Annotated in this window: 32 protein-coding genes and 6 tRNA genes; 13 read left to right on the top strand and 25 right to left on the bottom strand. The window is 35.8% G+C overall.

Annotated elements, in window-relative coordinates:
* Positions 1–49 precede the first annotated feature (49 nt).
* Together ACSKT4_RS10740 and ACSKT4_RS10735 are read right to left on the bottom strand one after the other, a co-directional pair.
* On the bottom strand, positions 50–235 hold the full coding sequence (locus tag ACSKT4_RS10740) for a YqzE family protein (RefSeq protein WP_186869966.1): 186 nt from the start codon (positions 233–235) through the stop codon (positions 50–52).
* Between the two features lie 30 nt (positions 236–265).
* The gene (locus tag ACSKT4_RS10735; RefSeq protein WP_186869901.1) at positions 266–781 is read right to left on the bottom strand and encodes a shikimate kinase; all 516 of its coding nucleotides are present in this window, start codon (positions 779–781) and stop codon (positions 266–268) included.
* A 100-nt stretch (positions 782–881) separates the two neighbouring features.
* Between ACSKT4_RS10735 and comGA the strand changes: the two genes are divergently transcribed.
* The 8 genes from comGA to ACSKT4_RS10695 all read left to right on the top strand — a co-directional run bounded on the left by comGA (position 882) and on the right by ACSKT4_RS10695 (position 5,101).
* On the top strand, positions 882–1,892 hold the full coding sequence (gene comGA / locus ACSKT4_RS10730) for a competence type IV pilus ATPase ComGA (protein WP_211741300.1): 1,011 nt from the start codon (positions 882–884) through the stop codon (positions 1,890–1,892).
* Positions 1,855–2,907 carry a type II secretion system F family protein gene (locus tag ACSKT4_RS10725; RefSeq protein WP_465823383.1) on the top strand — a complete coding sequence of 351 codons (1,053 nt, stop codon included), beginning with the start codon at positions 1,855–1,857 and terminating at the stop codon, positions 2,905–2,907. The genes comGA and ACSKT4_RS10725 overlap by 38 nt, the downstream gene beginning before the upstream one ends.
* A 13-nt stretch (positions 2,908–2,920) precedes the next feature.
* Positions 2,921–3,235: a competence type IV pilus major pilin ComGC gene (comGC, locus tag ACSKT4_RS10720; protein ID WP_211741298.1), complete on the top strand. Its 315-nt coding sequence runs from the start codon at positions 2,921–2,923 to the stop codon at positions 3,233–3,235.
* Positions 3,228–3,653 carry a competence type IV pilus minor pilin ComGD gene (gene comGD / locus ACSKT4_RS10715; RefSeq protein ID WP_186869905.1) on the top strand — a complete coding sequence of 142 codons (426 nt, stop codon included), beginning with the start codon at positions 3,228–3,230 and terminating at the stop codon, positions 3,651–3,653. The genes comGC and comGD overlap by 8 nt, the downstream gene beginning before the upstream one ends.
* A 10-nt stretch (positions 3,654–3,663) precedes the next feature.
* Positions 3,664–3,975 carry a hypothetical protein gene (locus tag ACSKT4_RS10710; RefSeq protein ID WP_186869906.1) on the top strand — a complete coding sequence of 104 codons (312 nt, stop codon included), beginning with the start codon at positions 3,664–3,666 and terminating at the stop codon, positions 3,973–3,975.
* On the top strand, positions 3,959–4,378 hold the full coding sequence (gene comGF / locus ACSKT4_RS10705) for a competence type IV pilus minor pilin ComGF (RefSeq protein WP_186869907.1): 420 nt from the start codon (positions 3,959–3,961) through the stop codon (positions 4,376–4,378). Before ACSKT4_RS10710 ends, comGF begins: the two co-directional genes overlap by 17 nt.
* Complete coding sequence (locus ACSKT4_RS10700; protein ID WP_186869908.1) at positions 4,350–4,742, top strand: hypothetical protein; 393 nt, start codon at positions 4,350–4,352, stop codon at positions 4,740–4,742. Before comGF ends, ACSKT4_RS10700 begins: the two co-directional genes overlap by 29 nt.
* 116 nt (positions 4,743–4,858) lie before the next feature.
* Positions 4,859–5,101: a DUF2626 domain-containing protein gene (locus tag ACSKT4_RS10695; RefSeq protein ID WP_186869909.1), complete on the top strand. Its 243-nt coding sequence runs from the start codon at positions 4,859–4,861 to the stop codon at positions 5,099–5,101.
* 51 nt (positions 5,102–5,152) lie between these two features.
* On the opposite strand, the gene ACSKT4_RS10690 is transcribed toward ACSKT4_RS10695, so the two are convergent.
* Positions 5,153–5,779: an MBL fold metallo-hydrolase gene (locus ACSKT4_RS10690; RefSeq protein ID WP_186869910.1), complete on the bottom strand. Its 627-nt coding sequence runs from the start codon at positions 5,777–5,779 to the stop codon at positions 5,153–5,155.
* 173 nt (positions 5,780–5,952) lie between these two features.
* Here ACSKT4_RS10690 and ACSKT4_RS10685 point away from each other — a divergent pair, with 173 nt between their 5' ends.
* The gene (locus ACSKT4_RS10685) at positions 5,953–6,135 is read left to right on the top strand and encodes a DUF2759 family protein (protein WP_186869911.1); all 183 of its coding nucleotides are present in this window, start codon (positions 5,953–5,955) and stop codon (positions 6,133–6,135) included.
* Between the two features lie 98 nt (positions 6,136–6,233).
* Here ACSKT4_RS10685 and ACSKT4_RS10680 read toward each other — a convergent pair whose 3' ends face one another.
* From ACSKT4_RS10680 to rpmG, 8 genes are all read right to left on the bottom strand, one after another.
* Complete coding sequence (locus ACSKT4_RS10680) at positions 6,234–8,099, bottom strand: LTA synthase family protein (RefSeq protein WP_186869912.1); 1,866 nt, start codon at positions 8,097–8,099, stop codon at positions 6,234–6,236.
* Between the two features lie 159 nt (positions 8,100–8,258).
* Positions 8,259–9,221 (bottom strand): ROK family glucokinase, encoded by a 963-nt coding sequence (locus ACSKT4_RS10675; protein WP_186869913.1) that lies wholly within the window; start codon positions 9,219–9,221, stop codon positions 8,259–8,261.
* Entirely contained in the window at positions 9,221–9,430 is a 210-nt protein-coding gene (locus ACSKT4_RS10670; RefSeq protein WP_186869914.1) for a YqgQ family protein, read from the bottom strand. Before ACSKT4_RS10670 ends, ACSKT4_RS10675 begins: the two co-directional genes overlap by 1 nt.
* 74 nt (positions 9,431–9,504) lie before the next feature.
* Positions 9,505–10,962: a spore germination protein gene (locus ACSKT4_RS10665; protein WP_186869915.1), complete on the bottom strand. Its 1,458-nt coding sequence runs from the start codon at positions 10,960–10,962 to the stop codon at positions 9,505–9,507.
* Between the two features lie 300 nt (positions 10,963–11,262).
* On the bottom strand, positions 11,263–12,783 hold the full coding sequence (locus ACSKT4_RS10660) for a rhomboid family protein (RefSeq protein WP_255488110.1): 1,521 nt from the start codon (positions 12,781–12,783) through the stop codon (positions 11,263–11,265).
* 153 nt (positions 12,784–12,936) lie between these two features.
* Entirely contained in the window at positions 12,937–13,134 is a 198-nt protein-coding gene (locus ACSKT4_RS10655; protein ID WP_186869917.1) for a hypothetical protein, read from the bottom strand.
* Between the two features lie 58 nt (positions 13,135–13,192).
* Positions 13,193–13,750, bottom strand: coding sequence for a 5-formyltetrahydrofolate cyclo-ligase (locus ACSKT4_RS10650; RefSeq protein WP_186869918.1), 558 nt, complete (start codon positions 13,748–13,750; stop codon positions 13,193–13,195).
* An 84-nt stretch (positions 13,751–13,834) separates the two neighbouring features.
* Entirely contained in the window at positions 13,835–13,984 is a 150-nt protein-coding gene (gene rpmG / locus ACSKT4_RS10645) for a 50S ribosomal protein L33 (protein WP_026681152.1), read from the bottom strand.
* 175 nt (positions 13,985–14,159) lie between these two features.
* Between rpmG and ACSKT4_RS10640 the strand changes: the two genes are divergently transcribed.
* Positions 14,160–14,369, top strand: a complete 210-nt coding sequence (locus tag ACSKT4_RS10640; protein ID WP_186869919.1) for a hypothetical protein — start codon at positions 14,160–14,162, stop codon at positions 14,367–14,369.
* A 23-nt stretch (positions 14,370–14,392) separates the two neighbouring features.
* Positions 14,393–14,977 carry an endolytic transglycosylase MltG gene (locus tag ACSKT4_RS10635; protein WP_186869920.1) on the top strand — a complete coding sequence of 195 codons (585 nt, stop codon included), beginning with the start codon at positions 14,393–14,395 and terminating at the stop codon, positions 14,975–14,977.
* Positions 14,978–15,022: 45 nt separating this feature from the next.
* Here the strand turns inward: ACSKT4_RS10635 and phoU are convergent, their stop codons facing one another.
* The 12 genes from phoU to ACSKT4_RS10575 all read right to left on the bottom strand — a co-directional run bounded on the left by phoU (position 15,023) and on the right by ACSKT4_RS10575 (position 23,624).
* A complete protein-coding gene (gene phoU / locus ACSKT4_RS10630; protein ID WP_186869921.1) occupies positions 15,023–15,682 on the bottom strand; it encodes a phosphate signaling complex protein PhoU in 660 nt (219 codons plus the stop codon).
* Between the two features lie 138 nt (positions 15,683–15,820).
* Positions 15,821–17,965 (bottom strand): peptidoglycan D,D-transpeptidase FtsI family protein, encoded by a 2,145-nt coding sequence (locus ACSKT4_RS10625; protein WP_186869922.1) that lies wholly within the window; start codon positions 17,963–17,965, stop codon positions 15,821–15,823.
* A 71-nt stretch (positions 17,966–18,036) separates the two neighbouring features.
* Entirely contained in the window at positions 18,037–19,311 is a 1,275-nt protein-coding gene (locus ACSKT4_RS10620) for an MFS transporter (protein WP_186869923.1), read from the bottom strand.
* Between the two features lie 123 nt (positions 19,312–19,434).
* On the bottom strand, positions 19,435–20,046 hold the full coding sequence (sodA, locus tag ACSKT4_RS10615; RefSeq protein ID WP_186869924.1) for a superoxide dismutase SodA: 612 nt from the start codon (positions 20,044–20,046) through the stop codon (positions 19,435–19,437).
* A 164-nt stretch (positions 20,047–20,210) separates the two neighbouring features.
* Positions 20,211–20,286 (bottom strand) — tRNA-Phe (locus ACSKT4_RS10610).
* Positions 20,287–20,480: 194 nt separating this feature from the next.
* Positions 20,481–20,573 (bottom strand) — tRNA-Ser (locus ACSKT4_RS10605).
* A gap of 9 nt (positions 20,574–20,582) precedes the next feature.
* Positions 20,583–20,659: transfer RNA gene (locus ACSKT4_RS10600), tRNA-Ile, on the bottom strand.
* 9 nt (positions 20,660–20,668) lie between these two features.
* A tRNA-His gene (locus ACSKT4_RS10595) sits at positions 20,669–20,744 on the bottom strand.
* Between the two features lie 26 nt (positions 20,745–20,770).
* A tRNA-Met gene (locus tag ACSKT4_RS10590) sits at positions 20,771–20,847 on the bottom strand.
* Between the two features lie 7 nt (positions 20,848–20,854).
* A tRNA-Asn gene (locus ACSKT4_RS10585) sits at positions 20,855–20,929 on the bottom strand.
* Positions 20,930–21,156: 227 nt separating this feature from the next.
* The gene (locus ACSKT4_RS10580; RefSeq protein WP_186869925.1) at positions 21,157–22,785 is read right to left on the bottom strand and encodes a Na/Pi cotransporter family protein; all 1,629 of its coding nucleotides are present in this window, start codon (positions 22,783–22,785) and stop codon (positions 21,157–21,159) included.
* A gap of 203 nt (positions 22,786–22,988) precedes the next feature.
* On the bottom strand, positions 22,989–23,624 hold the full coding sequence (locus tag ACSKT4_RS10575) for an NfeD family protein (RefSeq protein WP_186869926.1): 636 nt from the start codon (positions 23,622–23,624) through the stop codon (positions 22,989–22,991).
* A gap of 78 nt (positions 23,625–23,702) precedes the next feature.
* Here ACSKT4_RS10575 and ACSKT4_RS10570 point away from each other — a divergent pair, with 78 nt between their 5' ends.
* A complete protein-coding gene (locus ACSKT4_RS10570; RefSeq protein ID WP_186869927.1) occupies positions 23,703–24,032 on the top strand; it encodes a hypothetical protein in 330 nt (109 codons plus the stop codon).
* 43 nt (positions 24,033–24,075) lie between these two features.
* Here ACSKT4_RS10570 and ACSKT4_RS10565 read toward each other — a convergent pair whose 3' ends face one another.
* Positions 24,076–24,447 (bottom strand): DUF4190 domain-containing protein, encoded by a 372-nt coding sequence (locus ACSKT4_RS10565; RefSeq protein WP_186869928.1) that lies wholly within the window; start codon positions 24,445–24,447, stop codon positions 24,076–24,078.
* A gap of 175 nt (positions 24,448–24,622) precedes the next feature.
* On the opposite strand from ACSKT4_RS10565, the gene ACSKT4_RS10560 reads away from it, so the two are divergent.
* Complete coding sequence (locus tag ACSKT4_RS10560) at positions 24,623–24,907, top strand: DUF2624 domain-containing protein (protein WP_186869929.1); 285 nt, start codon at positions 24,623–24,625, stop codon at positions 24,905–24,907.
* Positions 24,908–25,108: 201 nt separating this feature from the next.
* Here ACSKT4_RS10560 and ACSKT4_RS10555 read toward each other — a convergent pair whose 3' ends face one another.
* A complete protein-coding gene (locus tag ACSKT4_RS10555) occupies positions 25,109–26,002 on the bottom strand; it encodes a deoxyribonuclease IV (RefSeq protein ID WP_186869930.1) in 894 nt (297 codons plus the stop codon).
* Between the last annotated feature and the right edge of the window lie 10 nt (positions 26,003–26,012).

The raw sequence follows: 26,012 nt of genomic DNA, 5'->3' as shown, positions 1-26,012 counted from the left end.
AGGGTCTGACAAATGACTTCATGTTCAGACCCTATCCTAATAGAGGCATTCATTCAGCCTTTTTAAACATAGACTTAATTGCCACTGGTAACACACCAAACCATTTGTTGCCTATCGTGACTTGCGTTCTCTGTGCCTTTTGTTCTAATCGCTTTTTTCTACGTTCTTCTTTTGGAAGATCAATATACGATACAACTTGCTGGGTCATAAATTTCACATAATCGTTTCCTTTTATGATAACCACCCCTTATTTATAGGATTATGTTTAGTCTTCACTATCCAAAATCCCTTTATACCTGTACAGGCTTACAATTTCTTCTATTATCTCCTTTGTCGTTCGGTTATCACAATGAACAATATAACCCGCAGAATATTCATAGATTTTATTTCTTTTGTCAAATAAAGCTTTATTCTGTTTTTCATCCTTCCATAATGGACGGGATTGATCGCGTGTTAATCTTAATTTAATGGTATCAAAGGAAGTCTTTAAGTAAATAATTATCCCATTTTCTTTCATATACGAAATATTTTCACTTCGTTCTATAATTCCCCCACCGGTTGCAATAATTGGTGTAGTCTTTAATGCTTTTAATGTCTCGGTTTCATACGTACGAAATGCTTCTTCTCCCTCTTCTTTAAATATATCTACAATACGTTTATGTAATCTACCCTCAATCGCCTCATCCAGATCGATATAATCGATTCCATACTGTTCCTTAATCGAGCGACCGACAGTAGTTTTACCGCTTCCCATGAAGCCAATTAAATATAGCTGTTTCAAACTTATTTACTCCTCTTTTAAAAAAATTTTAAGAAAAAAGAAGGATTTACCCGTTTTATGTCGAATCAAGATATAGAATAAAAGATGGAGGTGTTGCCTATTGACTACTGCTGAAAGATTATCCCGTCATATCATTACAAATGCTATTGAAAACCAAGCCACGGATATCCACTTCTACCCCTTTGAAACGACGACAAATATTTACTTCCGCGTATATGGTAAACGAATACTTTATCAATCGATATCAACTAATCGTTATGAATCCCTTCTTACTTATTATAAGTTTACATCAGGCATGGATATCGGTGAAAATAGAAAGCCCCAAAATGGGACACTTTTTCACTCCACAAAATCCGATAAATACTCCCTTCGGCTGTCTACTTTACCAGTTAACCAATTAGAAAGCCTAGCTATTCGACTCCTTCCACAACAGCAAAACCTATCTCTGGAACAACTATTTCTCTTTAAACAACAACTTCATACAATCAAAACGTGGATGAATCCCCCAGCAGGTTTAATTTTGTTTTCTGGACCAACCGGGAGTGGGAAAACGACAACATTATATGCATTACTAGAGTCCGCTTTAAAGGATGAATCCTTCCAGACCATTACACTTGAAGACCCAATTGAGAAAAATATCCAAGACATTTTACAAGTACAAGTAAATGAAAAAGCAGGTATTACATACCAAACAGGACTTAAAGCCGCACTGCGTCATGATCCAGATATTATCATGGTTGGAGAAATTCGAGATAGGGAAACAGCTAAATTTGCCTTTGAAGCATCCTTAACAGGACATTTAGTGTTGAGTACCATTCATGCTAAGAATACCCAAGGGACGATTCATCGTTTACTCGAAATGGGGATAACCCCTTCTGAATTAGAACAATCGCTAATTGGGATTGCGTCGATTCAGTTATTATCCATATTAACGTGTAACCCAACACAAAAACGCGCAGCTATCTTAGAAATATTAGATGGAGAATTATTAAGTCAGGTTATCAATGGCATAGTAATCGATCTCCATGAGTCTAAGCATTCATTTGAATACCTACGAAGGAAGGCTTATATCTATGGATTTATCTCTAAAGATACCTTTGAAACGTTTTAATAAAAAGCTAAACATATCTACTCAATTAACCTTTTTAAAACGATTATCCAGAGCACTAACTAATGGGTACCCATTATTAGCGGCATTAGAAACATTAAAATGGGATAAGAGCTTATTTCACCTATCAGAAGATATCATCCACCATATCAAACGTGGCTACACCTTAGATCAATCACTAGAAAAACTCTCTTTTCATCCCATTATCACGTCTTATCTCTTTTTCGCAAAGGAACATGGGGATTTAGATGCCAGTATAACGAAATGTCTTGCTATCTTCGAAAAGAGAATCCATCATCTGAAAAAATTCACCCAAGTGATCCGTTATCCAATTATACTGCTAATTGTATTTTCAATTGCATTTTTGTTTATTCAACATTCTGTTGTACCTAATCTCCTTACGCTTTTTCAGCAACATGAACAAAATTCGTTTATTATTCATTCGGCCATTCGATTGTCTTCCCTTCTATACTATAGCACCATTCTTATTCTAATAATTCTATTCATCATGTATTGGATATGGAAACAAATAAAAGCTACTATACCTATCGGACTACAAATTAAGATTTATCGTTCTACCCCCTTGTACCGAAACTATTTAACATTAAATACTTCCTTCTTATTTGCAACACATGTTGAATCCCTGTTAAAAACCGGACTACCAATAAAGGATGTCCTTACGATTCTTTCCAAACAAGAAAAACTGCCATTGCTTTCCTATTATTCAACGCAATTAACAAATGGTCTCAATCATGGTGTACCTATTTCACAGCTTATGACTGAGCTAACATTCATCAGCCCACAACTTGCCTCGATATTTCAACAGAATAGTAATGCGGATACTTTAGAGAAAGATCTCGCTACGTACTCTGCTTATATCACAGAAGAAATAAATGAAAAAATAGTTAAGTTCATCACCTATATCCAGCCAGTCTTTTTCATCCTGCTTGGGTTAGTGATTATTCTGATTTACCTATCATTGTTAGTACCAATGTATCAATTTATTGAAACCATCTAAAGGGGCGATTTAAATGTTTAAAAACCAAAAAGCATTTACCTTAATCGAAATGCTTGTCGTATTAATGATAGTCTCTGTTTTGATGATTCTTATCATCCCTAATTTGGGAAATAAGAGCCAAGAAGCACAAGGTAAAGGGTGTGATGCATTAGTCTCTGTCGTACAAGCTCAAATCGATACATTTTATTTAGACTCTCATACGTTTCCAGCTAGCCTCAATGAACTGGTGAACAAAGGTTATATTCGTGAAAATCAAAAGCAATGCTCCAATAATGAGCTTGTATATAATTCTGTAAATGGAACCGTATCGGCACCAGAAAATGAATGATAAACAATTAGGATTTTCCCTCTTGGAAACGTTAGTTGCCCTAGCTATTCTGGCAATTATTCTTTCGATTAGTGTGCCGGTAAGTCATGCTTTATTAGGAAAGCTAGCAGAAGAAAAAATTCTAGCGCAATTCCAATACGATGTTCTCTTCTTACAAAATCAATCTATGGTTACAAACGACTATTTACGAATCAAGCTAGATCAAAACAGCTATACCCTAATTGGCGATAGTATAGATCCAATCGAACGGAAACTTCCAAATGGTTGGAGAATCGATCAACGCACACTTCAAAGCATTTCCTTTAATGAAAACGGAACGATCAGATATGCGGGTACCATACAATTTTCCTCACCAACAAATAGCTATATCGTTGTCTTTCCAATTGGTAAAGGACGTGGTTATATTGAGAAACAGTAGAGGATTTACTATGACAGAGGCATTAGTCTCTTTAGCAGTGCTAATCGTCATTAGCACTGCTCTCCTTCCTCTAACTTCATTCATTTCCCTTGAAAGAGAAGCACTAAGTCTTAAAAGGGCCATCACTTATCATTTACATGATGAATTACATTCAGTATTGTGGTACGGTGTCCCTTCCGATACGTACTATGAATCAATAGAACAAGTAGAGATAGGAATGACATTTACTGTGATGGATGATGATATTATTCAAGGCTGTGCAAATTGGACAAATATAAACAGCAGACAGGAAGAGGTATGTCTTTATGGCGTTAAAGAATAGTGAAAAAGGTTTTACATTACTAAATCAATTATTCAGTTTACTAATTCTCATAATCTGTATACCGATTCAAGGGGCGATTTTAAATACATTACATCACCAAAACACTTACTACGAAGAATTATCCATTCAACAATTTTTTAATTTCATTCAAAGAGAGGTCAATCAATCCATTGCTTGTACTACTCACTCGAATAAAATCGTACTTCATTTATATAATGATGATGTTGTCACCATCGAGTTATATCGACAATTAGTTCGAAGACAATTGAATGGCAAAGGTCATGAAATATATTTACGCGATATCGAAAGTTTTCAAATTAGTTCGTTACCATTTGGGTTTACAATTCACGTCACATCCTTAAAGGGAGATCACTATGAGAAAACGATTGGATTTTGTCCATAATGAAAAGGGATTTATCCTCCCCTCGGTCCTCTTATTGACTACCTTCGTATTACTAAACTTCTCAACCAATATGTTAGCCTATCAACATGATTTAAAGATAACCTATAATTTAATCGAACAAATCAATGCCCAAACTCTATTCCAAATGAGTTATATAACGTATAAAAAAGACTACGTTCCCCAAAATAAGGATGAAAACCTAACCTATCAATTTCCTAACGGGAAAGTAAACATACGGTCTAAGGGGTATGGAGAGTTTATTCAGTTACGCTTTAACATAGAAACGAATCAATCGAAAGTCTTATTCGTCTCGGAAATGGTAAAGCCAGCACCTAATTCCAATCAATTCCAAGAGATAGAATAATTTTAACTCTCTGCTTATTTGTTAATAAATTTCAAACAAATAATATGTATCGTTTACATTATTCTTTGACTTGTATATAATAACATTGATGACGTCACCGAAAAGGAGGGGAAATGATGGACAGAATGTTTAGAGTCCTTGCCTTTTGGACTGGTATCTTTACGGTAATGTTTTATGTTGGCGGTATGGTCAACACTTCTTTACTATTCCTAGTTCAAACGGTATTTTTCCTAACAGTAAGTTATTTGAAATTATCTGAGCGTATGTACATGTACTTGTTCGGAGCTTATTGTACTGTTTTCATGATAGGTTTTACATGGTATTCAGAATTTATTTTAGTGCCTGGTTTTGGGCATTAAGGAACAAAAACCCTGCTTACATATGGATTCGTCGCAGGGTTTTTGTTTTATCTATTTTTGGGGTATAAATGGGTTATACCTTTTCTCCTCACCAATGGTCGTTGTTGGACCATGCCCCGGGTATACCATAATTTCATTGGCTAATTTATACAAAGTATTCCATATTGTATCTTGTAAGGTAGCAAAATCACCACCAGGTAAATCAGTCCTACCAATACCACGATTAAATAATACATCCCCACTAAAAATTGCCTTTTCCGCTTGCATTAAATAACTTATACTTCCTGGCGAATGCCCTGGGGTATACAGTACGTCGAATTCAAATGGACCAATTGAAAAATTACCGGGTCCTAGGAGGACATCTGGTGCTGAAGTGATGATTTCCTCACCAATAAAAGCTAAAGAACGATTAAGGCTAGGATCCTCTAACCATGTCGCTTCTTCCTTATGCATATAGACCTTTATGTTGTAATGGGTACGTAACAGTTCAACCGCACCAATATGATCAAAATGTGCGTGGGTTAACAGGATTGCAATCGGCTTCAGATTATTTTCTGCCAACCAATTCATTAATCGCTTTCCATCCCCACCTGGGTCGATTATGATGACTTGTTCGGAATTATGTACAAGATAACAATTCGTACCAAGTGGCCCTAATGGGATTTGCTTGATTTCCATTGATTGTCTCCTCCTATCTCGAATGTGAAGAAATTAGAAATATTTTGTGATATTCTCGACAAAACCATAATTTTATACTAGAATAAATGTGGTAGTATGATACATATTAATATAAATATCGTAATTAAACAAACAAAGATGATTAGCTTAGTATAAGGAGGTTTATTGTAACGATGTCACTACATATAGTTTTAGGTATTATCTTTTTAGTAGTTGCAATTGTAGCAGTTGTTTCTTTTGTAAGACAGCTAAAATATCGTAATTTTTTAGCTCTAATCTTTTCCGCACTAACTGTTTTAGCATTTGGATTTTTCTCAATAGGCACCATTATTTCTGCTATAAAGGAATCACTATAATAGAAGAAAAACTACACATTCCGTTTCTGATGTGTAGTTTTTTCTTTATTCATAAAACATATTAAGCTGCCAATATACCACTTTTTAGTTATTACATGTTATCTAGAGTCAAAAAAACGAAACAAATCTCCATAGATAATACTATCTGAATACTCCAGTTCTTTTTTTACTGTTTCGCTAAGCTCGAAACATGTATCCGCCTCTTCTAGAACCTCTCCACTAGTAAAGTCATAGCAGCTATCATTCGTATAGATATAGTCGTTCGTGATAACGTCCCCATTTCGAAGCGCAATATAATCCTTACGATCATCTACAAATAAATCATTACCAAAATAAATATCGTCTTTATGCTCGATGCCTAAAAGACTAAGAATCGTCGGCTTCAAATCAATTTGTCCGCTAATGGTTGACCTTGCTTCCCCTTTTCCATGACCAGGGATGTGAATGAATAAAGGAACACGTTGTAATTGTACATGGTCATATGGTGTTATTTCGTCCTTCTCTAAATACATGCTCATCGCCTTATTATGATTAGAACTAATGCCATAATGATCACCCATTATAATAATAATCGACTTATCGTAGATACCTGAATCTTTTAGCATCTGGAAGAATTCCTCAATGGATTCATCCATATAACGAACTGTTGGAAAGTAATTATTCAGTGTATTAGAATTTGAATCATATCGTTCGATTGATTTATCCATCTCATCGAGTTCAAATGGGAAATGATTGGTTAAGGTTATAAATTTTGCGTAATACGGTTCCGTAAGCGTGGTCAGATATTTCATTGACTGCTCAAAGAATGGCTTATCCTTTAATCCCCAACCAACACTATTATAATCGTTTACTTCATATGCATCGACATCATAGAAATGATCAAAACCTAAACTCGGATACATTTGATCCCGATTATAAAAGCTATCATTATTCGCATGGAAAACTGTCGTATGATACCCTTCATTTCCAAGCATTTCAGGTAATGCATAATAATCATTTTGGGCATGAGTATAGAACACAGCACCTCTTGGAAGCGGGTATAGTGAGTTTTCTGTTAAAAATTCAGAGTCAGATGTCTTCCCTTGCTCTGTTTGGTGATAGAAATTCTCAAAATAATACGTATCCTCATCTTCTATTAAACGATTAAGAAAAGGTGTAACTTCTTGACCATTTACCGTGTTATTTATAACAAAGGTTTGTAATGATTCGGCAGAAATAAATATCACATTCTTATCTTTTGCTACCCCGAATAATTCTGATTCCCCATTCGTTTCAATGACATTATCTACATACTCCTTGATAGTAGGTAACTCACTACCGTCAGCAAATACATGCTGTGTTTTTACCTTTGAATGTAATACAACATCATAAACATGGTAATTAAATAACCCAATATATTTCACTAGGTATTCCCTATCAAATGCCCTTGTAAATAGCTGTGGTCGCTCCATTTCTGCGAGGAAGAAATTCCCAACTAAAAGAGCTAGTGATAATGCTAACGCACATACCTTACCGCTTCTTGGGTATTTCGTTACCACAAGTTCTTGATGTTTCTTACTCAAATACCAAATGACAATCACATCAAGAAACAGTAAAATGTCATACATCTTAATCAAAGATAAAATACTAGATCCTAAATCTCCCATCGTTCCACCTTGGATTAATTGTGGAACTGTAATGAAATCAGAGAAAGATCGGTAGAATACTAGATTGGCAAAAATAATTAACGTGCCGATCAGGATCATATAACGTACATACTTCATTTGTCTTTCCGGCTTCGTAATCCAAACGCTCAAGCCAAATATTAAAAAGGCTGAAACAAATGGGTTAATCAATAAGATAAACTCTTGCATAGAATTCTCTAAATCCAATGAAAATAAAAAACGATAGACAATATATGTTTTTAAACCGAATAATAGAGTTGCTAAAACATATAAAGGAAGCCTTATTCCTTTACTTTTCATCCTATTTCCTCCTAAGAAATTACTGCTTTACTATATGTTTTTCAAGCTAGTATTGTTAGGACATAAATGTCAATCAGGAAAAACATGCTATCCTATTAGACGTTTTAGTTAACAAAAAAGTTTCAAAATAATGACACTTTATAGAAGAAAAATTAATTACTAGTTACTATTTTCTATTACTAAATACGCTGCACCAATGATTCCAGCATCATTACCTAGCTCTGCTATTCGAATTTCACATGCTCTACTTGTTCTTGCTAAAGCATATTTTGTAAACGATTTCTTAATAGGTTGTAATAATTGATCTCCAGCCTTTGACACGCCTCCACCGATTAGTATTTTGGAAGGATTTACTGTCACAGCTAAATTAGCTAACACAAGGCCTAATATGTCTGCTGTATGGTTAACGATTTGAATACTATTCTCATCGCCATTAGCTGCTAATTCAAATATATGCTTAGCCGTGATCGCTCCGTACTGGTTCTGTATTTGAGCTAGTTTGCAGCTTGGATCGTCTTCCATAAACTTCTCAGCTTGACGAACAATTCCGGTAGCAGAAGCAATCGTCTCCAAACATCCCTTACGACCACAATTACAAGGATAGCCATTTGGATCAACCGTAATATGTCCAATTTCACCTGCAGTCCCATTAACACCATTTATGATCTTGCCACCAGCTATTACTCCTCCACCTACGCCTGTTCCTAGAGTAACAGCAAGAATATCATTAGATTGGTTACCCGCACCTAACCAATTTTCACCTAAAACGGCAATATTGGCATCGTTTTCCACATATACTGGTAAACCTGTTTTACTAGACATATAGTCAGCTAGATTAAAATCTTTCCAACCAAGATTTACTGCTTCATACACATACCCTTTTTCGCCATCAATAAAACCTGGCGCTCCAATTCCTATTCCAAGAACATTATGCAAATCAATAGCTAATTCTGTCAATCTACCTAAGACAGATTCCCAGATGTCGTTCATAACAGCGGTATCATCAGAAGATTTATTTGTTTCAATTTCCCATTTTTGCATGATTTCGCCGCTAGCTTTGAGGATACCGATTTTAACGGTAGTACCTCCTATATCTACTCCAACAATAATTGATTTATTCATTATTTCTCACCTTTTTCAGAATGAAGTTTGTTGATTTCTTGACGGATAATTAATAGAGATAGTCTATAGTCCTCAACATCAATAAGTCCATATGAATATAATTCTTTTATCTCCGTTTGCATTAATTCCAAATCTGCTAACCGATTACCCGTATAGATAAACGTGCCAAAACGCTTAAGTAGTTGTAGTACATCATACAAAGTATTCATTTAAATCACCAAACTTTATTATACCAAATGAAGGAAAAAGGATATAGTCATAACAACAAAAGACCCAGCCGAAATTATCGATCTGGGTCTTGGGGATGTAAAATGGTTGGTCTTTTTCGTTTAAGAGGGATTGGCGTTCGAATAAATACATCTCGAAATGCCCGAAACGAAAATGGTAATACAGGCCAGTAATAAGGTATTTCGAAAGATTTCATCCGCACTGTATATAAAATCCATAATAGTGTTCCTACCATATAACCATTCACACCAAAAGCTGCCGTTACCAATAACAAATATATGCGAACTAGACGATTAGCAAGGCTCATTTCATAGCTAGGTGTAGCATAAGTACCAATAGCAGCTATTGCTAAATACAAAATAACTTCATAGGAAAATAATCCTACTTCTATTGCGACTTGTCCTATTAGTATAGCTGCAACTAAGCCAATTGCTGTAGCTAAGGATGAAGGAGTATGTATGGCAGCCATTCTTAGCATATCAATTCCGATTTCAGCGATGATAAACTGAATTAAGATTGGTACTGCTCCCACTTCACTCAACCCAATAAATCCTAGTTCTACTGGTAGCAGCTCTGGTTGGGTCGAGAATAGAAAGTATAACGGTAATATAAAGATTGATGCCCATACTGCAATAAACCTTACAAACCGAAGATATGCTCCAACAACAGGCTTTTGACGATATTCCTCTGCATGTTGTAAGTGATGCCAATAGGTAGTCGGTGTAATGATTACGCTTGGTGATCCGTCAATAATAATTAAAACATGGCCTTCATATAAATGTGTTGCAGCTGTGTCTGGTCTTTCTGTGTACCTTACTGTCGGGAAAGGATTCCAATGTCTACCACTGATATATTCTTCAACCGTCTTCTCTGCCATCGGAAGACCATCCGTGTCAATTTCTTTTAATTTATTCTTTATGTCAACTACTCTCTTCTGGTCGGCTATATCTTCTAAATAACAAATACAGATATCAGTTTGGGACCTTCTTCCGATTTGCATATATTCCATCCGTAATGAGCGATCACGTACTCTCCTTCTCGTCAGAGCAGTATTAAACACGATTGTCTCTACATAACCATCTCTTGACCCTCTTACTACCCTTTCTAAATCAGGCTCCCCTGGTGAACGTACAGGGTATGTTCTAGCATCAATAATAATAACCTTATTGACGCCCTCAACAAGTAAGGCGGTCGGTCCACCTAAAATAGTATCGGCAGCCTGATTCAAGTCATCGACTTCATCTAATTCTACATAAGGAAGATATCGTTTTAATAATTTCGTCAGTGCATCTGGCTCTAAACTATCTGGTTCGAGTTTAGCTAGAAATTTCATAATCAGATGCAATATGTCATCTTTTACAAACCCATCAATAAAGAACATGGACATTTTTCTTCCTGCATATTCTAAATCTAAATGTACAATATCGAAGTTTTTGTCTACTTGTAATCGTTCTTGGATATAGGTGTTGTTCTGTTCATAATTCGAAAATAGTGGTTGTTTGTCGTTTTCCATAGTTCCTCCATGAAAACCTTTGATAAGATTAGTTTTCGCTTGCCATGCAATTCTATTCATAAGAGCCCTTTACACTCTACTTGTACACAAGGACATGGAGAAACTATATTTGTTAGGGAGATTCGGAAAGATTCATCCAAAATAGAATCTAAAGTTTCTTAAGCACTTTGTATGCCCTTCATACTCAGAAGGGAGCTATATAAAAATAACTCCTTACTGTACATTATCTCTCTCCGGAGACTATGTACAGGTATGGAGTTATAGAAACGGGTATTCCGTGTTAATCATGTATGCAGGAAATTAATCTTTTGAGAGTTTTTCATACATTTCCTTAATTTTATCATCTGTTGGACTTGCTTGATAAGCTGCTTCAATCATCTCTCCTGCACGTTTATCCCCTATTTGATCATACAGAATTGCCAAGTTGTAATACGCCTCTGGTAATATACTTGGTTTATCTAATAGTTGGATGCATTTTTCTAAATCGGCAATTGCTGAATCAATTTCGTTTAAGTGGATATAGGCATAAGAACGTTGAAATAAAAACATGGCTTCAAATTCCTCGGGATTTTCCAATCCTTTTGTAGCACTTGTTACAACATCTTCATACCGTTCTTCCTGGATTGATTGCTCCATATTTTGGAGGAGATAGATAGGATTCGCTTCATTCTGATGCATTCCATATATAAACACTCCGATGCACAATGCAACATAAATAACTAAGGCACCAAGCTGCAATAGAACATTCTTTTTCATTGGAAAGTGTACGATACCAGCTACTATAAAACCGGCAACTAATCCTCCCATATGTGCCGAAACATCTAATTGTGGCATAGCAAATCCTAATAAAACGTTAATGCCTAACAGAATCAAGATATCTCTGCCAATTGTTTGTAGAAAAATACGTCGATGAAATAAGCCAAAATATATAAACGCACCGAATAATCCATACAGAGCTCCAGATGCTCCAGCGGATAAGTTAGTTACAAAGGCAAAACTAGCGATACCCCCACCTATTCCGGCAAGCATATAGATAACGAAGAATCTTGCAGAACCAAATATCCTCTCCGCTAAAGAACCAAAAAAATAAAGGAATAACATATTGGAGGCAAAGTGTAATAGGCCAATGTGTAAAAACATAGAGGAAATAATTCGCCACCATTCCCCATCCATAATTAACGGGTTATATTTTGCCCCATATTCCATCAATGTAACATTATTTTGACTACCTCCATTTAATTCTAATAAAAGAAAGAAAATAGCATTTATCGCAATAAGAAAATACGTAATAAACGGCTTTCCATAATTAAAAACATTACGCTCTTGTTTTTGTTTTTCCTGAACTTTATGAAACAATTCAACTTTATATTGCTGAGTAGTTGTTTCCATCAGTTCTTCACTTATATGATCTTCATCGTTTATAAACGTGACTCCAATATTCTGTTCTAATCTATTTCGTTCTGGTTCTATTTCATCCCCAGATAAGTAATATATCTTCATTTGAATCGGATTTTTATCCTGAACCGTCAATGGTTTTTTCAGTATTTCCCAGCTATCAATTGGTGTATGTGGGGAAATATAAACATTATGTATGTGAATATCTTTACCTTTTAACAATTTTCTCAGTGCACCAGCTTTTTGAAATACGATGCCGATGTCTTTCTTGAGATGATTTTTCCAATCAAATCCACTCGCAGATAACCGAACTACTGTAGAGGTCTTATTTTCATACTTCTCTAACCATATTTCCTCTACTTTATTGTTAAGGTATAACACATCATAACGATGTTCCTTAACCAACTGCTGGGCTATTGAGTACATTAGGTATATTTCGTTGTGCTCCATTCCTTCCCCTCCCCTTACATCATATCAAATTCAACAAATAAATGCTGAATCTAAAATTAGCTTCTTTATCGTTCTAGTCGTTGATAATATGTATGACAAAAAAAGAAGCTGTAAAAAACCCAGCTCCTTTTACGTGGTTGAATCGGTTGGTTCCTTGAAAAATCTTGGGAGAATATTCTTCCGGATAGATGGTAAATTCATGGATATGGAAACGGCTATTTTTCTTAAGAAACTCACCGCTAACATGGCGTTCATGATCTTATATCGCCATTTATAAACGACAGAAATCATGGCAACAAAAACAGTTAATATCATAAATACTCTCATCTAAACACCCCTTCAAAACTTTGATGTTTATAGTCTTATCCTTCTAGTCAAAAATATTCTATATAATAAACCCATCCTCAGATAACAAATGCTTTACTGCTATATCATGAGCTTCAACCGAGATCCTTTCCACAAGTTGTATATTACTAAGGATAGCAATGGTATTACCTTGATAGGAAGCTAAAAATCGGTCATAGTACCCGCCTCCAAATCCAATTCGAAACCCATGTGAATCAAATACTACCCCTGGAACTAAAATTAGATCCATTTGATGCTTGGAAAGGAAATTCTCTTCAATTGGCTTGGGTTCTAAAAGATTGGAATACACAGTTTCTAACTCTGCGAAGCTATGTAATCGATAGAAGGCCATTTCTTTCTCCTCTGGATAACATTTCGGAACAGCCATTACTTTTCCCTGTCTCCAGCCCTCTTCAATGATTTCTTTTGTATCCCATTCAAATCCCCTTGATATAGTGACACCAATAGTATTGGCTTCCTTCCAGTAGTCAGATTGGAATAAGTTGGTTTGAAGTTTTTTCTCTATCTGGTTTCTTTCCTGGTCGGTTATAGCTTGCAGACGTTGAATGACTTGTTTACGGAGTTGTTCTTTTTGCATGAATCACATCTCCTACTTTGTCGTATTTAGTATAAAAAAAGCTTGCTCCTAGCCATTGGTAAGAGCAAGCTTTTCCGTGAATCATTATTTTGTTTCACGGTGTAAAGTATGTTTTTTAAGACGTGGACAATATTTCATAAGCTCAATACGCTCAGGATTCGTACGCTTATTTTTTGTTGTAATGTAATTACGATCTCCCGTTTCGGTACAAGCTAAAGTAATGTTTACGCGCATGTTTTTCCCTCCAAACTTATAGTAAACTTGCATTAATCGCATCTATTAGTTCTTTTCAGACTTATTAATAATAGCAGATGTTTAGCAATCAATCAAGTACATGGAAAAAATTTATGGTTCCCTCGTGTCGAAATGTGTGATATAACTAATAATGTATATGAATGGAGGTTATAGAATGATTATTGCGGGAGTAACCATTGTTGTTGTTGCTGTTGTACTATTTGTACTTTCCTTTTTCTTAAATGACCGCTTTGAGAAAATTGAAAGTGAATTAGAGCAACTATCAATTTCGACAATGCAAGATACGTATCAGCTTAAGAAAAAAGTAAAAGTATTAGAAGAAGAATTACTTACAGAAGATTATCAAGAAACAGATGTTAATTAATCTATTAAAGTAAGGTGGAAAATATGAAGCAGACCATACGTGCATTTGCAGTAGGACTATGTACAGCAGCAATCATTATGTTAGTTGTCTCTTACTTTTCAGATGGCTCGAGTCAAAATTTATCTGACATGCCAATTGAAGAGGTATTAAAACATGTAAAAGAACAAGGATATCATGTACTATCTGAAGAGGATTACATATCCTTATCCATGAACCACAAAGTGGAAAAGGAAGAAACCGAGAATTCTTCAGAGTCAGAAGAAGCTAATGAGAATGAGAATGAGAACAAGAAAGAGGAAGCTAGTGAGAAAGAGAAATCTGATGAAAGTGCTAGCGATTCAGACGAAAGTTCTTCTGAGGAATCTTCTAATAACGAGCCAGAAGAGGAACAAGAAGAAGCGGTTAAATCATATACGTTAACCATAGAATCCGGTATGCCATCCTCAACGATTAGTAATCAGCTTGAGGAAAATGGGATTATCGATAATGCAAGAGATTTCAGTAACTATTTAGAAGATAAGGGCTATGCTAAACGAGTTCAACTTGGTGAATTCACGTTAACTAGTGATATGAGTCATTACGAAATAGCAGAAGCACTAACTAGATAAAATGGAAGAGGATTTTAGGTATAGCCTAATTCCTCTTCCTTTTCTTTAATCATTTAAATCTACTATTTCTCCTTTAACCAGAAACAAAATACTTTCCCCGATATTTGTAATATGATCCGCAAAACGTTCAATATATCGGGCACTGAAAGCGATTTGCATCACATATTGAACCTCTTCGGAGTTGATGGCCGTTTTACTCAACATATCCGTCACTACTTGTTTATAAAGTTTATCTACTTTATCATCCATCTGTGCCAATTTGTGTGCAACGGTAATATCTTCTTGTTGAAATGCAATGATCGCTGTATCTAACATTGCTAAAGCAGTATCACGCATAGTCTTTAATTCCTTTGGTAACTCTTCTAAATAGTGATCTCCTAAGCGTATCGTTGCTTTTGCTATATTCTTAGCATTATCACCCATCCGTTCTATATCGGTGACCACTCGTAAAGCAATAATTAATCGTCTAAGATCGGTTGCAACGGGTTGTTGCTTAGCAATTAATAGAATTGCTTTATCATTAATTGCTGCTTCTTCTTTATCAATTACTTTATCCTCTTCTACAACTTGTTTTGCTAGCTCTATATCCTGATTAAATAACGCATCCATACATTTAATTAATGCACTTTTAGCCAAATTTGCTAATTGGATGATATCTTGATTTAGTGTATCCATCTCTGAATGGAACTGTCCTCTACTAAGCATAAAATCGTCTCCCCTAATTAAAGTACACCTATCATAGTCCTTCAATATAAAGGCTATATTAACTATATGTAAAATTATTGTAAAAATATGTTTTCATGATAAAGACCCTAAGACTTTGTTACTGTCTTAGGGTCTTTGTTATTCGCTTTGATCTTCTTCTATTTCATCATTTTCAGTTGCTGAATTTTCTTCGTTTGTACTTTTATCGCGTTGCTCTTTAAGTGTAAAATAAGCCTCCATTATTCTACGAGTAATATTTTGGTTAATTTGGTAATCCGTATTTTCATCTAAGTTTGGAACGATTACTGATAAGGCAATCTCTGGGTTATCATATGGAGCATATGCTACCATCGTTAGATTAATGGTTTTGTATAAATTACCGTTTATCGTAATATCATTCTGAGCTGTACCAGTTTTCCCAGCTGCTTTAAAATTAGTGCCTCTAAAATAGCTATACGAAGTCCCACCTGGCTCCTGATATACTTGACGGAAGCCTTCTTGAACTCTTGCAATTAGACTGTCATCCATTACGATTTTATTTAATACTTTTGGATTTATACTTTTATATATGGATCCCATGTCCTCATCATTCGTCGATGGATTACGAACTTCCTTCAAGAAATGTGGTTGTACACGGTAACCACCATTAGCAATAGTAGACACATATTGAGCAAGCTGCATGGCACTAAACGTATCATACTGACCAATCGCATAGTCCATTAGTAAGCCGGCTTCTTTTTTAGGTCCAGTATAGCCAGTTGTTTCATTTGGATAATCAACACCGGTTTCTACACCTAAGCCGAACTGTTTAAAATAATTTCTCATTTGTTCAAATGCAGCCGGATCAAAACTGATCTTCTTATTTTCGTAATAATTATATTCTCCACCCATTTTCATCGCTATATAGAACATGTATACGTTGGAAGAACGTCTAAGCGCATCTAAATCATTAACCCGTCCTAAATTTGTCCATGATCCCTTTTGTGGGGTCCCGAGGATTTTAATTGGTGTATCAAATACGCTATTGCCAGGACTGATAACACCTGATTCATATCCTGCAAGGACGGTAGCCCCTTTAACAGTGGATCCAGGTCGGTAGCCGTCCGTCATTGTTCGAAAGGCCGAATCTACAATTTCATCTTGCTCAATCACACTAGTTTCTGGATCATCTAAATAACTCTGACCAGCAACGGATAATAACTCACCAGTATGTGGATCCATCACTACCGCTAAAGCATGTTGAAGATATCTATTTTTCCCGCCTTGTGTAGCAGCTTTAAGTTCTGACCTTAGTATTTCATCTACCTTTTCTTGAAATTCCATGTCAATACTAAGAACTAAGTCCTTACCACTTTCACCAGGTACCACTACTTCCGAATCAAGAATGACACCACTTTTACTCATCGTATATTTAACCTGTTCTTTTCTACCTCTTAACAGGTCTTCATATTGCTTTTCTAATCCAGTATCACCAACTCGATCATTACGATTATAGCCTTTGGCCAAATAGGTATCAATTGATTCTGCCGGTATTCCTTCTTTTTCGGTTGTCACATTTCCTAAAAGATTTCGTAATGTCTGTTCAAAAGGATATTCACGTACCCAATCTGTTGTGGCATTTATGCCAGGTAAAGACGCTAGGTGTTCTGCAACTTTTGCATATTCTTCCGGCGTCACATTTTCACTTTTTACAATTTGTGGTGATAATGAATAGGCACGGTCAAGCTCTTTTTTAATGAGGATAATTTCTAGATCCTGCTCAGTAAGGTCTTCATATTCTTCCTCCGTGATTCGCTCAAGTACAGTATTATATTGTTCTGCTGGATCCATTTCAGCAGCTTCCTCTTTAGTTAACTTCTCTTTAACCTCTTCGTCATTTAAAAGGTACCAATACTCTTTTTTATCCCGTTCGGTTATTCTGTTAAGTTGTTTTTCTCTTTTTTCTGGATCTGGGTCGAACATATCAATATATTTCGAAAGTTCCTGTGCAACGTTCAACCGATCCATTGCCTGCACACCTTTAGGTGGCGTATACGTAATAGCGTACATCGGCTTGTTTTTTACTACTACATTGTAGTTTCGATCATAAATCTCTCCACGTGGTACCGGTATCTTCGTTATATCCTCTGTTGTTTTATTTATTTCTTCCTGAAAGCTTTCCCCATTAAGTATCTGGACTACTCCAAGCTGTAAAATAAGCACCGCAAACAATAAAAATACTATAAAAAATAATATATTTAATCGAAAGGGAAGTTGGGCTTTTTGTTTTTTTTCCTTCTTCATATTTCTCCCCCATTATAAGCAAAATTTAGATTCTCTCTATCTCTATATTATAGCATTAATGATTGAAAAATTTAACGGTTTTTTTCATCGGTCACCTGATCTTTTATGAGTACGTCCTTTTTATTTGAACTAGTTAAATAAATATTTCTGCTATAGAAATAAACACCTAAGTGCATAGCCCCAAATACAACAAGTAGTATAGGTATAATTTTCTCTGTTTCAAATACGGTGATACTTAAGATGAATGTCATAATAGAGATAACCCGGCCAATATTTGTAAACAATTCTCTAACTACGATATATTCAATGCGTAATTCGCCTGCTTTCCATGCCTTTCCAATGACATCATATGTCATGGATGCATAGGGTACATTTACTATGGGGTATGCAATACCAATAATAATACCGTAGATGATTAACGTACTATAGCTAGCATGGATTAAAATAATGAATAATGCGAGGTACAGCATTAAGCTACCAATCAGAATAGCCTTTTTACGCTTGAAAGGCTTTATAAATTTCGTAGCTAGAAAATAAAAGACAAAGGAAAAACCAGAGAAGTAAAGATTAAACATACCGAGTGAAAGTTCACTTTGTGTCACGATATATACCCATATAGTAATGACAAATAGGAAAATTCCCTCACGTAATCCTTGAAAAAAATGAGCCTTTAATATTCGATTCCAATTTTTATTATGATTCTTCTCTAGGACTACACGCTTAAATAGGTAATCACCATTCGCAGGTCTTCTGATTAAAAAGAAGCTACAGGCTACCGCGCAAATGAATAAAATGAAGGATGCGGTAAAAATGGTACTGTACCCAATATTAGCTGGCATCTTGGAAATAATAAATCCAGCTGTAATTGGACCAATCATACCACCTAAAGACTGTAAAACACCTAAAAAACCATTAAAAAGATCCCGAGTCTCTGGTTCGGTAATTTCAAATGTTAGTACATTAAACGCTAACCAATAAAAGCCATAACCAATACCTAATAAACTTCCTAATAATAGGTTAAAATACGCTGCTTTCTCTCCTATCATAAGTACCGTTAAAAAAAACAGCGATAAAAAAATTACACCCAATCTTAAAACAATGACGCGATCCACCTTTTTCGCTATTTTTCCAGCCACTATAAAGGTAATCGGTTGAAACACAAAGATAGCAAGATTATAAAAAGCTATCGTGTAATAGTTTCCTTCTGCTTGTTTCCATAAGTAAATATTTACAAATGTATTGGATAAATATATACCTAATGAATATAGTCCACCTATTACTAATAATAGGATTAAATCACGATTAATTTCAGTTTTTCCGAAAACAAATTGTAAGCTTTTATGCATATTGAATTGCCCCTTTTCTCTCTTTCCTTAGTGTGAGCAATTCAAATAGAGATATACGAAAAGAAAAAAGGATGTCACAAAGAGACTTATCTCTCTGCGACATCCTTCTATCTATAAAAAGCGTTATTTAGCTTCACTGTAGTTTTTCGCAACTTGATCCCAGTTTACAACGTTCCAGAATGCTGAAACATAGTCAGGACGTTTGTTTTGGTAGTTTAAGTAGTAAGCATGTTCCCAAACATCAAGACCTAATACTGGTGTTTTACCTTCCATTAAAGGAGAATCTTGGTTTGGAGTGCTAGTTACCTCTAGTTCACCATTGTTTACCACTAACCATGCCCAACCTGAACCGAAGCGAGTTTTTGCAGCATTTTCAAATTCCTCTTTGAATTTATCAAAGCTACCAAATTTAGCATTAATCTTATCAGCTAGTTCACCAGTTGGTTCTCCACCACCATTTGGAGAAAGAACTTTCCAGAATAAGCTATGGTTATGATGACCTCCACCATTGTTACGTACAGCAGTACGGATGCTTTCTGGTACTGCATCCAGATTGCTAACGAGCTCTTCAAGGGACTTACCTGCTAATTCAGATTTTCCTTCAAGCGCAGCATTTAAGTTTGTAACATAAGTATTATGATGCTTTGTATGATGGATGTTCATTGTTTCTTTATCAATAGTTGGCTCTAATGCATCATATGCATAAGGTAATTCTGGTAATTCAAATTTTGCCATAATGAAATCCTCCTTCAATAATAAGTTATTTAGGGATAAAATACCCTTCACATGAAAGATTATCAGAGGTTTCCAGTTCTTGCAAATTATTTGCCCTTGTAACGTTATCTGTTGGAGAGAGAAAAAAATCCAATAAAAAAAACAAGCGATTCGCTTGTACAAAATGGTGGCTTGGGACGGAATCGAACCGCCGACACATGGATTTTCAGTCCATTGCTCTACCGACTGAGCTACCAAGCCTTGCTATATTTCATAAAAAAACATAATAAAATTTTCTTGTTATGTTTTGAACCCTGCATCTTCTAGATTATTCAAGGATGTGTATGCTTCGGGGTTACTCGTAGTTAATTCGGTGGATGTGTTGCTCGTTGCTCTACCGACTGAGCTACCAAGCCTTACGCTATGATGTTAAAAATAGTATTATTGATTATGTATGGAGGAGGTAGAGGGATTCGAACCCCCGCGCGGTTTGACCCGCCTGTCGGTTTTCAAGACCGATCCCTTCAGCCAGACTTGGGTATACCTCCGAGATTAAATGGTGGACCCTGCAGGACTCGAACCTGCGACCGATCGGTTATGAGCCGATAGCTCTAACCAACTGAGCTAAGGGTCCTAAGTTATATGGGGCGACCGGTGGGAATCGAACCCACGAGTGCCGGAGCCACAATCCGGTGCGTTAACCACTTCGCCACGGCCGCCATGATGTTTAAAATAAAATAAGTAATGGTAGCGGCGGAGGGGATCGAACCCACGACCTCACGGGTATGAACCGTACGCTCTCGCCAGCTGAGCTACGCCGCCATTTTGTTGGCTCCACAGGTAGGATTCGAACCTACGACCGATCGGTTAACAGCCGATTGCTCTACCACTGAGCTACTGTGGAAAATTATCAATCTTTTAAGTAAGAAGTAGATGTCTTCTCTTTAAGTGGCACGAGATATAATATAACATGTTCAATCTTTCGTGTCAACTATTATTTTAATTTAATTTATGTAATTTTTACTTTCTGTCGAAAACGACAATAATTACTATATCACCTTTATTTAAAAATAGCAACAAAAATTTACAAAAAAAATAAAAAGAGAGAGGAAAACCTCTCTCTTTATTCTCTTAATGATCCTCTAACACTGCTTCTGCAATATTAACTGCATGATCACCGATACGTTCTAGATTCGATATAATATCAACAAAGACGATACCTGCTGATACAGAACAATCCCCTTCATTCATACGGATGATATGCTTTTTACGATAGCTTCGTTCCATTTTGTCTATTTGGTCCTCTTTTTGAACAACTGCCAATGCCTCTTCCCGATTACCCGTATCAAGCGCCTTAATCGCTTGCTTAACGGTAGACATTGTTAAGTCAAACATATTATTTAAATCCTCTTGTGCCTTATCCGTGATCACTACTTTATTGGATATTTTATAATCGATTAACTCCACAACGTTTTCAAAGTGGTCTCCAATTCGTTCAATATCTCGCACTGTATCCATTAATACCGTGTGCTTTGCACTTTCAAATTCAGACAATGAACCACCAGAAATGTCAATAAGATAATCCGTTATACTACGATCTAAACTGTTTAGTGCGCCTTCAATCTGTAGAGCCATTTCAGCATGTTTCGTTTGGTTTGTTGATAAATACATGCTTGTCTCTTCCATGCCTTGATATGCATATTCACCCATGCGAACTATTTCAGCCTTTGCTTGGTCAAGGGCTAGCGCTGAAGATTGTTGAATAAAAATCGGGTCTAAATGCTTCGGCTTATATTCGATTGTAGTATCCTTTCCTGGTACAAGCTTCGTTACCATCCATGCTAGTAAGCCAATGAATGGGAACTGAACAATTGTATTTAGTATGTTAAAACTACCATGTGCGAAAGCAATAGTCATTTCGGCGTTTAACATTAGTTTTTCTTGTAAAAACATCACATATTGTGTGAATGGATGTAGTAATAATAAAAAGACAGTTGTACCTACTAAGTTAAATATGACATGTACTGCAGCTGCACGACGAGCAGCAACAGTAGCACCTAAGGATGCTATAATAGCTGTAATAGTTGTCCCAATATTATCACCAAAAAGGACAGGTAATGCAGCATCTAGTCGGATGGCTCCTTCAGAATAAAGTCCCTGCAAAATACCGATTGTCGCACTAGAGCTTTGTACGATAACAGTGAACAGTACCCCAATAACAACCCCTAATACGGAATGCTCACTCATACTTAGGGTTAATTCCTGGAATGCTTCTAACGACCTTAAAGGCTTCATTCCACTACTCATTAATTCTAACCCATAAAATAATGAGCCAAAACCAAACACGACTTGACCAATAGCAGTGACCTTTTGATGTTTAAAGAAAAAGATCATTAAGGCACCAATAGCAAGAATCGGTAATGAATACGCACCGACATCGATACCGATGATAAATGCTGTAACCGTTGTACCAATATTCGCACCCATAATAACTCCGATGGCTTGTCTAAGTGTCATAAATCCGGCACTAACTAAACCTACAGTAAGAACGGTCGTACCTGAACTACTCTGAATTAAAATAGTCACTACTATACCCGCAAGTACTCCAAGAAACGGATTACTCGTAAAACGGTCTAAAATTTCTCGCAAACGATCTCCGGCAGATTTTTGTAATCCATCTCCCATATATTTAATACCTAGAAGAAAAATACCTAAACCACCGATGAATTCAAAAATCAGCGTCTGCACGTCTATTTCCAATGGATATTCGCCCCTTTAATTATGTTGTCTTATGTATCCCTTATTGGCACACCTTTATCATTATTGAAAAAAGAATCCGTTTTGTAAAGCAATTATTAAAAACTTTACACAAAATTTACATTCAAATTCCGACAAGAAAGAACAAACTTCATTCAATAAAGGTATTGTGTGTAAAAGGCAAAAAAAAAATTCTTAGGAGGATCCTAAGAATTTTTTTTACGTTCTACTAATATTTTTGTTCCATCTACTTCAGTTACGACTACCTCCGTTCCTTTTGGTATCCATTGACCATTCGATATAGCACTATAATCTTTATTTCCAAGTCGTATCGTACCAACCGGACGTAAATCATTTAATGTAACCGCTTCTTGATGTAATAACGTTTTATATTCAGCATTGATAGAATTATATCCAGCCTCACTAGTCAATTTATCTTTTAAGGTAATCTTATTCCACATATCTCTACGCTTAAATACTTTTAAGAAGAACAGTGACCCTGCTGCCCCTAGTATTACCCCTAGTACTGCATATGCTCCAGCGGCAAAATTTGGTGCCGGTAACGCGACAGCTGCAATCATAGCAGCTGTACCAATAGTCGCTAAGGTTCCATCATTTAATACTTTACCATCTATAATTATAAGTGCGATTCCAATAAAATAAATGACAAGCATAAGAATAAGGGAGTCTGTTTCCAAATATACTGAAAAATAAACCGTTATAAATCCTATACCTAATAAAGCAAATATACCACGCATATTTACTAATATTTCACCAATTAAAAATAATGTTGCTAAGCCAGTGATGATAATAGCAATCCACTCTTGAGAAAATATTTCCATATTCTTCTCCCTCTCCAAATTAATCTTACTTTATATACGTTTGTGAATAATAAATGGTTTCATAATAAGGAGTAACTCATGAAAAAATTTATTCTTACTATATGTATTATACTATTTTTGATTAGTATCTATAAAGATTTAAACACCGGAACTGACTTATCAAAACAAAAAGAAAGTCAGGATTCTTCCCTAACATTAAACACTGCTTTTGAACCAATCAAGATAAAAACAGAACGAGGTGACACGGTGCTAACCGTTACCGAACGACTTAACCCAACGATACACAATATAAATATAGAGCAAATTCGAAGAGATTTTTCTACATTGAATCCAACAGTAGACCCTGATCATCTGCAGGTTAATCGCTATTATTTCTTTCCAAAATATAACGGTTATGGAAATAATTAGCCATAATATAAAAGAGGCCAGGTAGTGAACCTAGCCTCTTCATCTATACGAAAGGTAATATAAACAGGGTAATGATAATGGAGATTGCGCCGGCTACGATTGCAATATTACCAAGGGTATTTGCATGACGATTCCTTGCCATAAACCCTACAACAATCCCAGCACCACCTAAAAGAATTGGTGCCCAGAAGAATGAGGCAATAGATAACACTAAGGCTATCCAACCGATTGAAGTATTCGCTTCACTCTTTTCCTCGTCAAGGGCTACATTTCTGTAGTCATCTGCTGTTAATTCAGCAGCTGTTTCCTCATCACGGCTACTGTAATAAAGTCCATCGACGTGACGTGAAGAAATATCGTCTTCACCATGCTTCGGAGCGTTCTCCACATTATTGGTACGAATTTTATCGTCCATGATTGACCTCCTTCTATAAAATGATGAGGTGCAATTATAGTTTATGATGAAAAACGAAACTTATAATGCTACTTTTTACCACCAGGTGAAATAACCATTTTCCATAAAACGGTGAGAACAAGTTGATAAAAGCAGCTGGTAAGCATATAGTGGTAAACAAAGAGAGGTGTATATTATGTCAGTGTTTATAAAACAAATTATTCTGAATAAAATGAGACAAATTACAGCTGAAGATATTATACAATATTCAGGGGAATACGGGTTTACGATTACGAGACAGCAGGCCGAGGAAATTGCCACATATGTTCATACTAAAAAAATTGACCCATTTGACAAAAGAGAGCGAGAAAAGATGCTCCACGATCTAAGTGAAATTATAGACCGCCAAACCGCATTAAAAGCAAATAAACTTTTTCATGAATTAATAAAATCACACGGACTGGAGCATTTATTTAATTAAAAAAAGCTACCTAGGTAAGCAATTTACCTTATAGGTAGCTTATCTATTTACGCGTTGATAAAACAAGTTTAAGTAAAGAACTAGAGGCTGAGACAACGATTCTCGAACCGTAACCCAACCTCTATAGAGCTTAATAATCTCATTAAACCGCACACTAAACATCATTATAAATTTGATAATCATCGTATTGGTCACGTTAATTTATTGATTCATAATTATTTCTTGTAATTCCGGGTTAAATGACCCGTTTCGAATCATTTCTATTTCAAATTTATAAGGAGCTTTTTTACTCTTCTTATCTAAACCTACATAAGGTGTTTCTAATATTTTTGGTAGTGCCGCTAATTGTGGGTGATGGATAATATAATGAAGTGCATCAAACCCAATATGTCCAAAGCCTATGTTTTCATGACGATCCTTATGTGCTCCTCGCTCATTTTTAGAGTCATTTACATGGACGACCTTTATTCTATCCACACCAATAATTTTATCAAACTGTTCTAGAACACCATCAAAATCATTCACAACATCGTAACCAGCATCATGAACATGACAGGTGTCAAAACATACGGATAACTTATCGTTATGGGTAACACCCTCTATAATCTGGGCAATTTCTTCAAATGTTCTACCTATTTCTGAACCTTTTCCGGCCATTGTTTCTAAGGCAATCTGAACTTTATCATCTTTCTCTAATACTTCATTCAAACCCTCAATTATCTTTTGGATTCCTTCGTCTGGTCCAGCACCTACATGGGCACCTGGATGAAGTACAATCTGTTTTGCACCGATAGCTTCCGTACGATCGATTTCACTTCTTAAGAAGTTAACTCCTAATTCAAAGGTTTCTGGTTTCGTTGTATTTCCAATATTAATAATATACGGAGCATGGACAACAATATCCTGAATACCGTTTTCCGTCATATGCCTAAGACCTGCTTCAATATTTAATTCTTCGATTGGCTTTCTCCTCGTATTCTGTGGTGCACCAGTATAGATCATTAACGCATTTGCGCCATAAGAGACCGCTTCTTCACTTGAAGCTAGCAACATTTTTTTGCCGCTCATTGAGACATGCGAACCAATTTTTAACATAACGACTTTA

Source organism: Ornithinibacillus liuyingii, from assembly GCF_055550225.1.
The sequence above is the reverse complement of the archived record's forward strand: the minus strand, read 5'-3'. Positions and strand labels throughout refer to the sequence as shown.

Coding starts and splice junctions, on each gene's coding strand:
- ACSKT4_RS10655 (WP_186869917.1), bottom strand. CDS start 13,134: ATGAGAGTATTTATGATATTAACTGTTTTTGTTGCCATGATTTCTGTC.
- sodA (WP_186869924.1), bottom strand. CDS start 20,046: ATGGCAAAATTTGAATTACCAGAATTACCTTATGCATATGATGCATTA.
- ACSKT4_RS10575 (WP_186869926.1), bottom strand. CDS start 23,624: ATGGAAATATTTTCTCAAGAGTGGATTGCTATTATCATCACTGGCTTA.
- ACSKT4_RS10570 (WP_186869927.1), top strand. CDS start 23,703: ATGAAAAAATTTATTCTTACTATATGTATTATACTATTTTTGATTAGT.
- ACSKT4_RS10680 (WP_186869912.1), bottom strand. CDS start 8,099: ATGAAAAGTAAAGGAATAAGGCTTCCTTTATATGTTTTAGCAACTCTA.
- ACSKT4_RS10620 (WP_186869923.1), bottom strand. CDS start 19,311: ATGCATAAAAGCTTACAATTTGTTTTCGGAAAAACTGAAATTAATCGT.
- ACSKT4_RS10660 (WP_255488110.1), bottom strand. CDS start 12,783: ATGTACTCAATAGCCCAGCAGTTGGTTAAGGAACATCGTTATGATGTG.
- ACSKT4_RS10675 (WP_186869913.1), bottom strand. CDS start 9,221: ATGAATAAATCAATTATTGTTGGAGTAGATATAGGAGGTACTACCGTT.
- ACSKT4_RS10685 (WP_186869911.1), top strand. CDS start 5,953: ATGTCACTACATATAGTTTTAGGTATTATCTTTTTAGTAGTTGCAATT.
- rpmG (WP_026681152.1), bottom strand. CDS start 13,984: ATGCGCGTAAACATTACTTTAGCTTGTACCGAAACGGGAGATCGTAAT.
- comGF (WP_186869907.1), top strand. CDS start 3,959: ATGGCGTTAAAGAATAGTGAAAAAGGTTTTACATTACTAAATCAATTA.
- comGD (WP_186869905.1), top strand. CDS start 3,228: ATGAATGATAAACAATTAGGATTTTCCCTCTTGGAAACGTTAGTTGCC.
- ACSKT4_RS10725 (WP_465823383.1), top strand. CDS start 1,855: ATGGATTTATCTCTAAAGATACCTTTGAAACGTTTTAATAAAAAGCTA.
- ACSKT4_RS10640 (WP_186869919.1), top strand. CDS start 14,160: ATGATTATTGCGGGAGTAACCATTGTTGTTGTTGCTGTTGTACTATTT.
- ACSKT4_RS10695 (WP_186869909.1), top strand. CDS start 4,859: ATGGACAGAATGTTTAGAGTCCTTGCCTTTTGGACTGGTATCTTTACG.
- comGC (WP_211741298.1), top strand. CDS start 2,921: ATGTTTAAAAACCAAAAAGCATTTACCTTAATCGAAATGCTTGTCGTA.
- ACSKT4_RS10565 (WP_186869928.1), bottom strand. CDS start 24,447: ATGGACGATAAAATTCGTACCAATAATGTGGAGAACGCTCCGAAGCAT.
- ACSKT4_RS10665 (WP_186869915.1), bottom strand. CDS start 10,962: ATGGAAAACGACAAACAACCACTATTTTCGAATTATGAACAGAACAAC.
- ACSKT4_RS10555 (WP_186869930.1), bottom strand. CDS start 26,002: ATGTTAAAAATTGGTTCGCATGTCTCAATGAGCGGCAAAAAAATGTTG.
- ACSKT4_RS10650 (WP_186869918.1), bottom strand. CDS start 13,750: ATGCAAAAAGAACAACTCCGTAAACAAGTCATTCAACGTCTGCAAGCT.
- phoU (WP_186869921.1), bottom strand. CDS start 15,682: ATGCTTAGTAGAGGACAGTTCCATTCAGAGATGGATACACTAAATCAA.
- ACSKT4_RS10690 (WP_186869910.1), bottom strand. CDS start 5,779: ATGGAAATCAAGCAAATCCCATTAGGGCCACTTGGTACGAATTGTTAT.
- ACSKT4_RS10625 (WP_186869922.1), bottom strand. CDS start 17,965: ATGAAGAAGGAAAAAAAACAAAAAGCCCAACTTCCCTTTCGATTAAAT.
- ACSKT4_RS10700 (WP_186869908.1), top strand. CDS start 4,350: ATGAGAAAACGATTGGATTTTGTCCATAATGAAAAGGGATTTATCCTC.
- ACSKT4_RS10635 (WP_186869920.1), top strand. CDS start 14,393: ATGAAGCAGACCATACGTGCATTTGCAGTAGGACTATGTACAGCAGCA.
- ACSKT4_RS10710 (WP_186869906.1), top strand. CDS start 3,664: ATGACAGAGGCATTAGTCTCTTTAGCAGTGCTAATCGTCATTAGCACT.
- ACSKT4_RS10670 (WP_186869914.1), bottom strand. CDS start 9,430: ATGAATACTTTGTATGATGTACTACAACTACTTAAGCGTTTTGGCACG.
- ACSKT4_RS10560 (WP_186869929.1), top strand. CDS start 24,623: ATGTCAGTGTTTATAAAACAAATTATTCTGAATAAAATGAGACAAATT.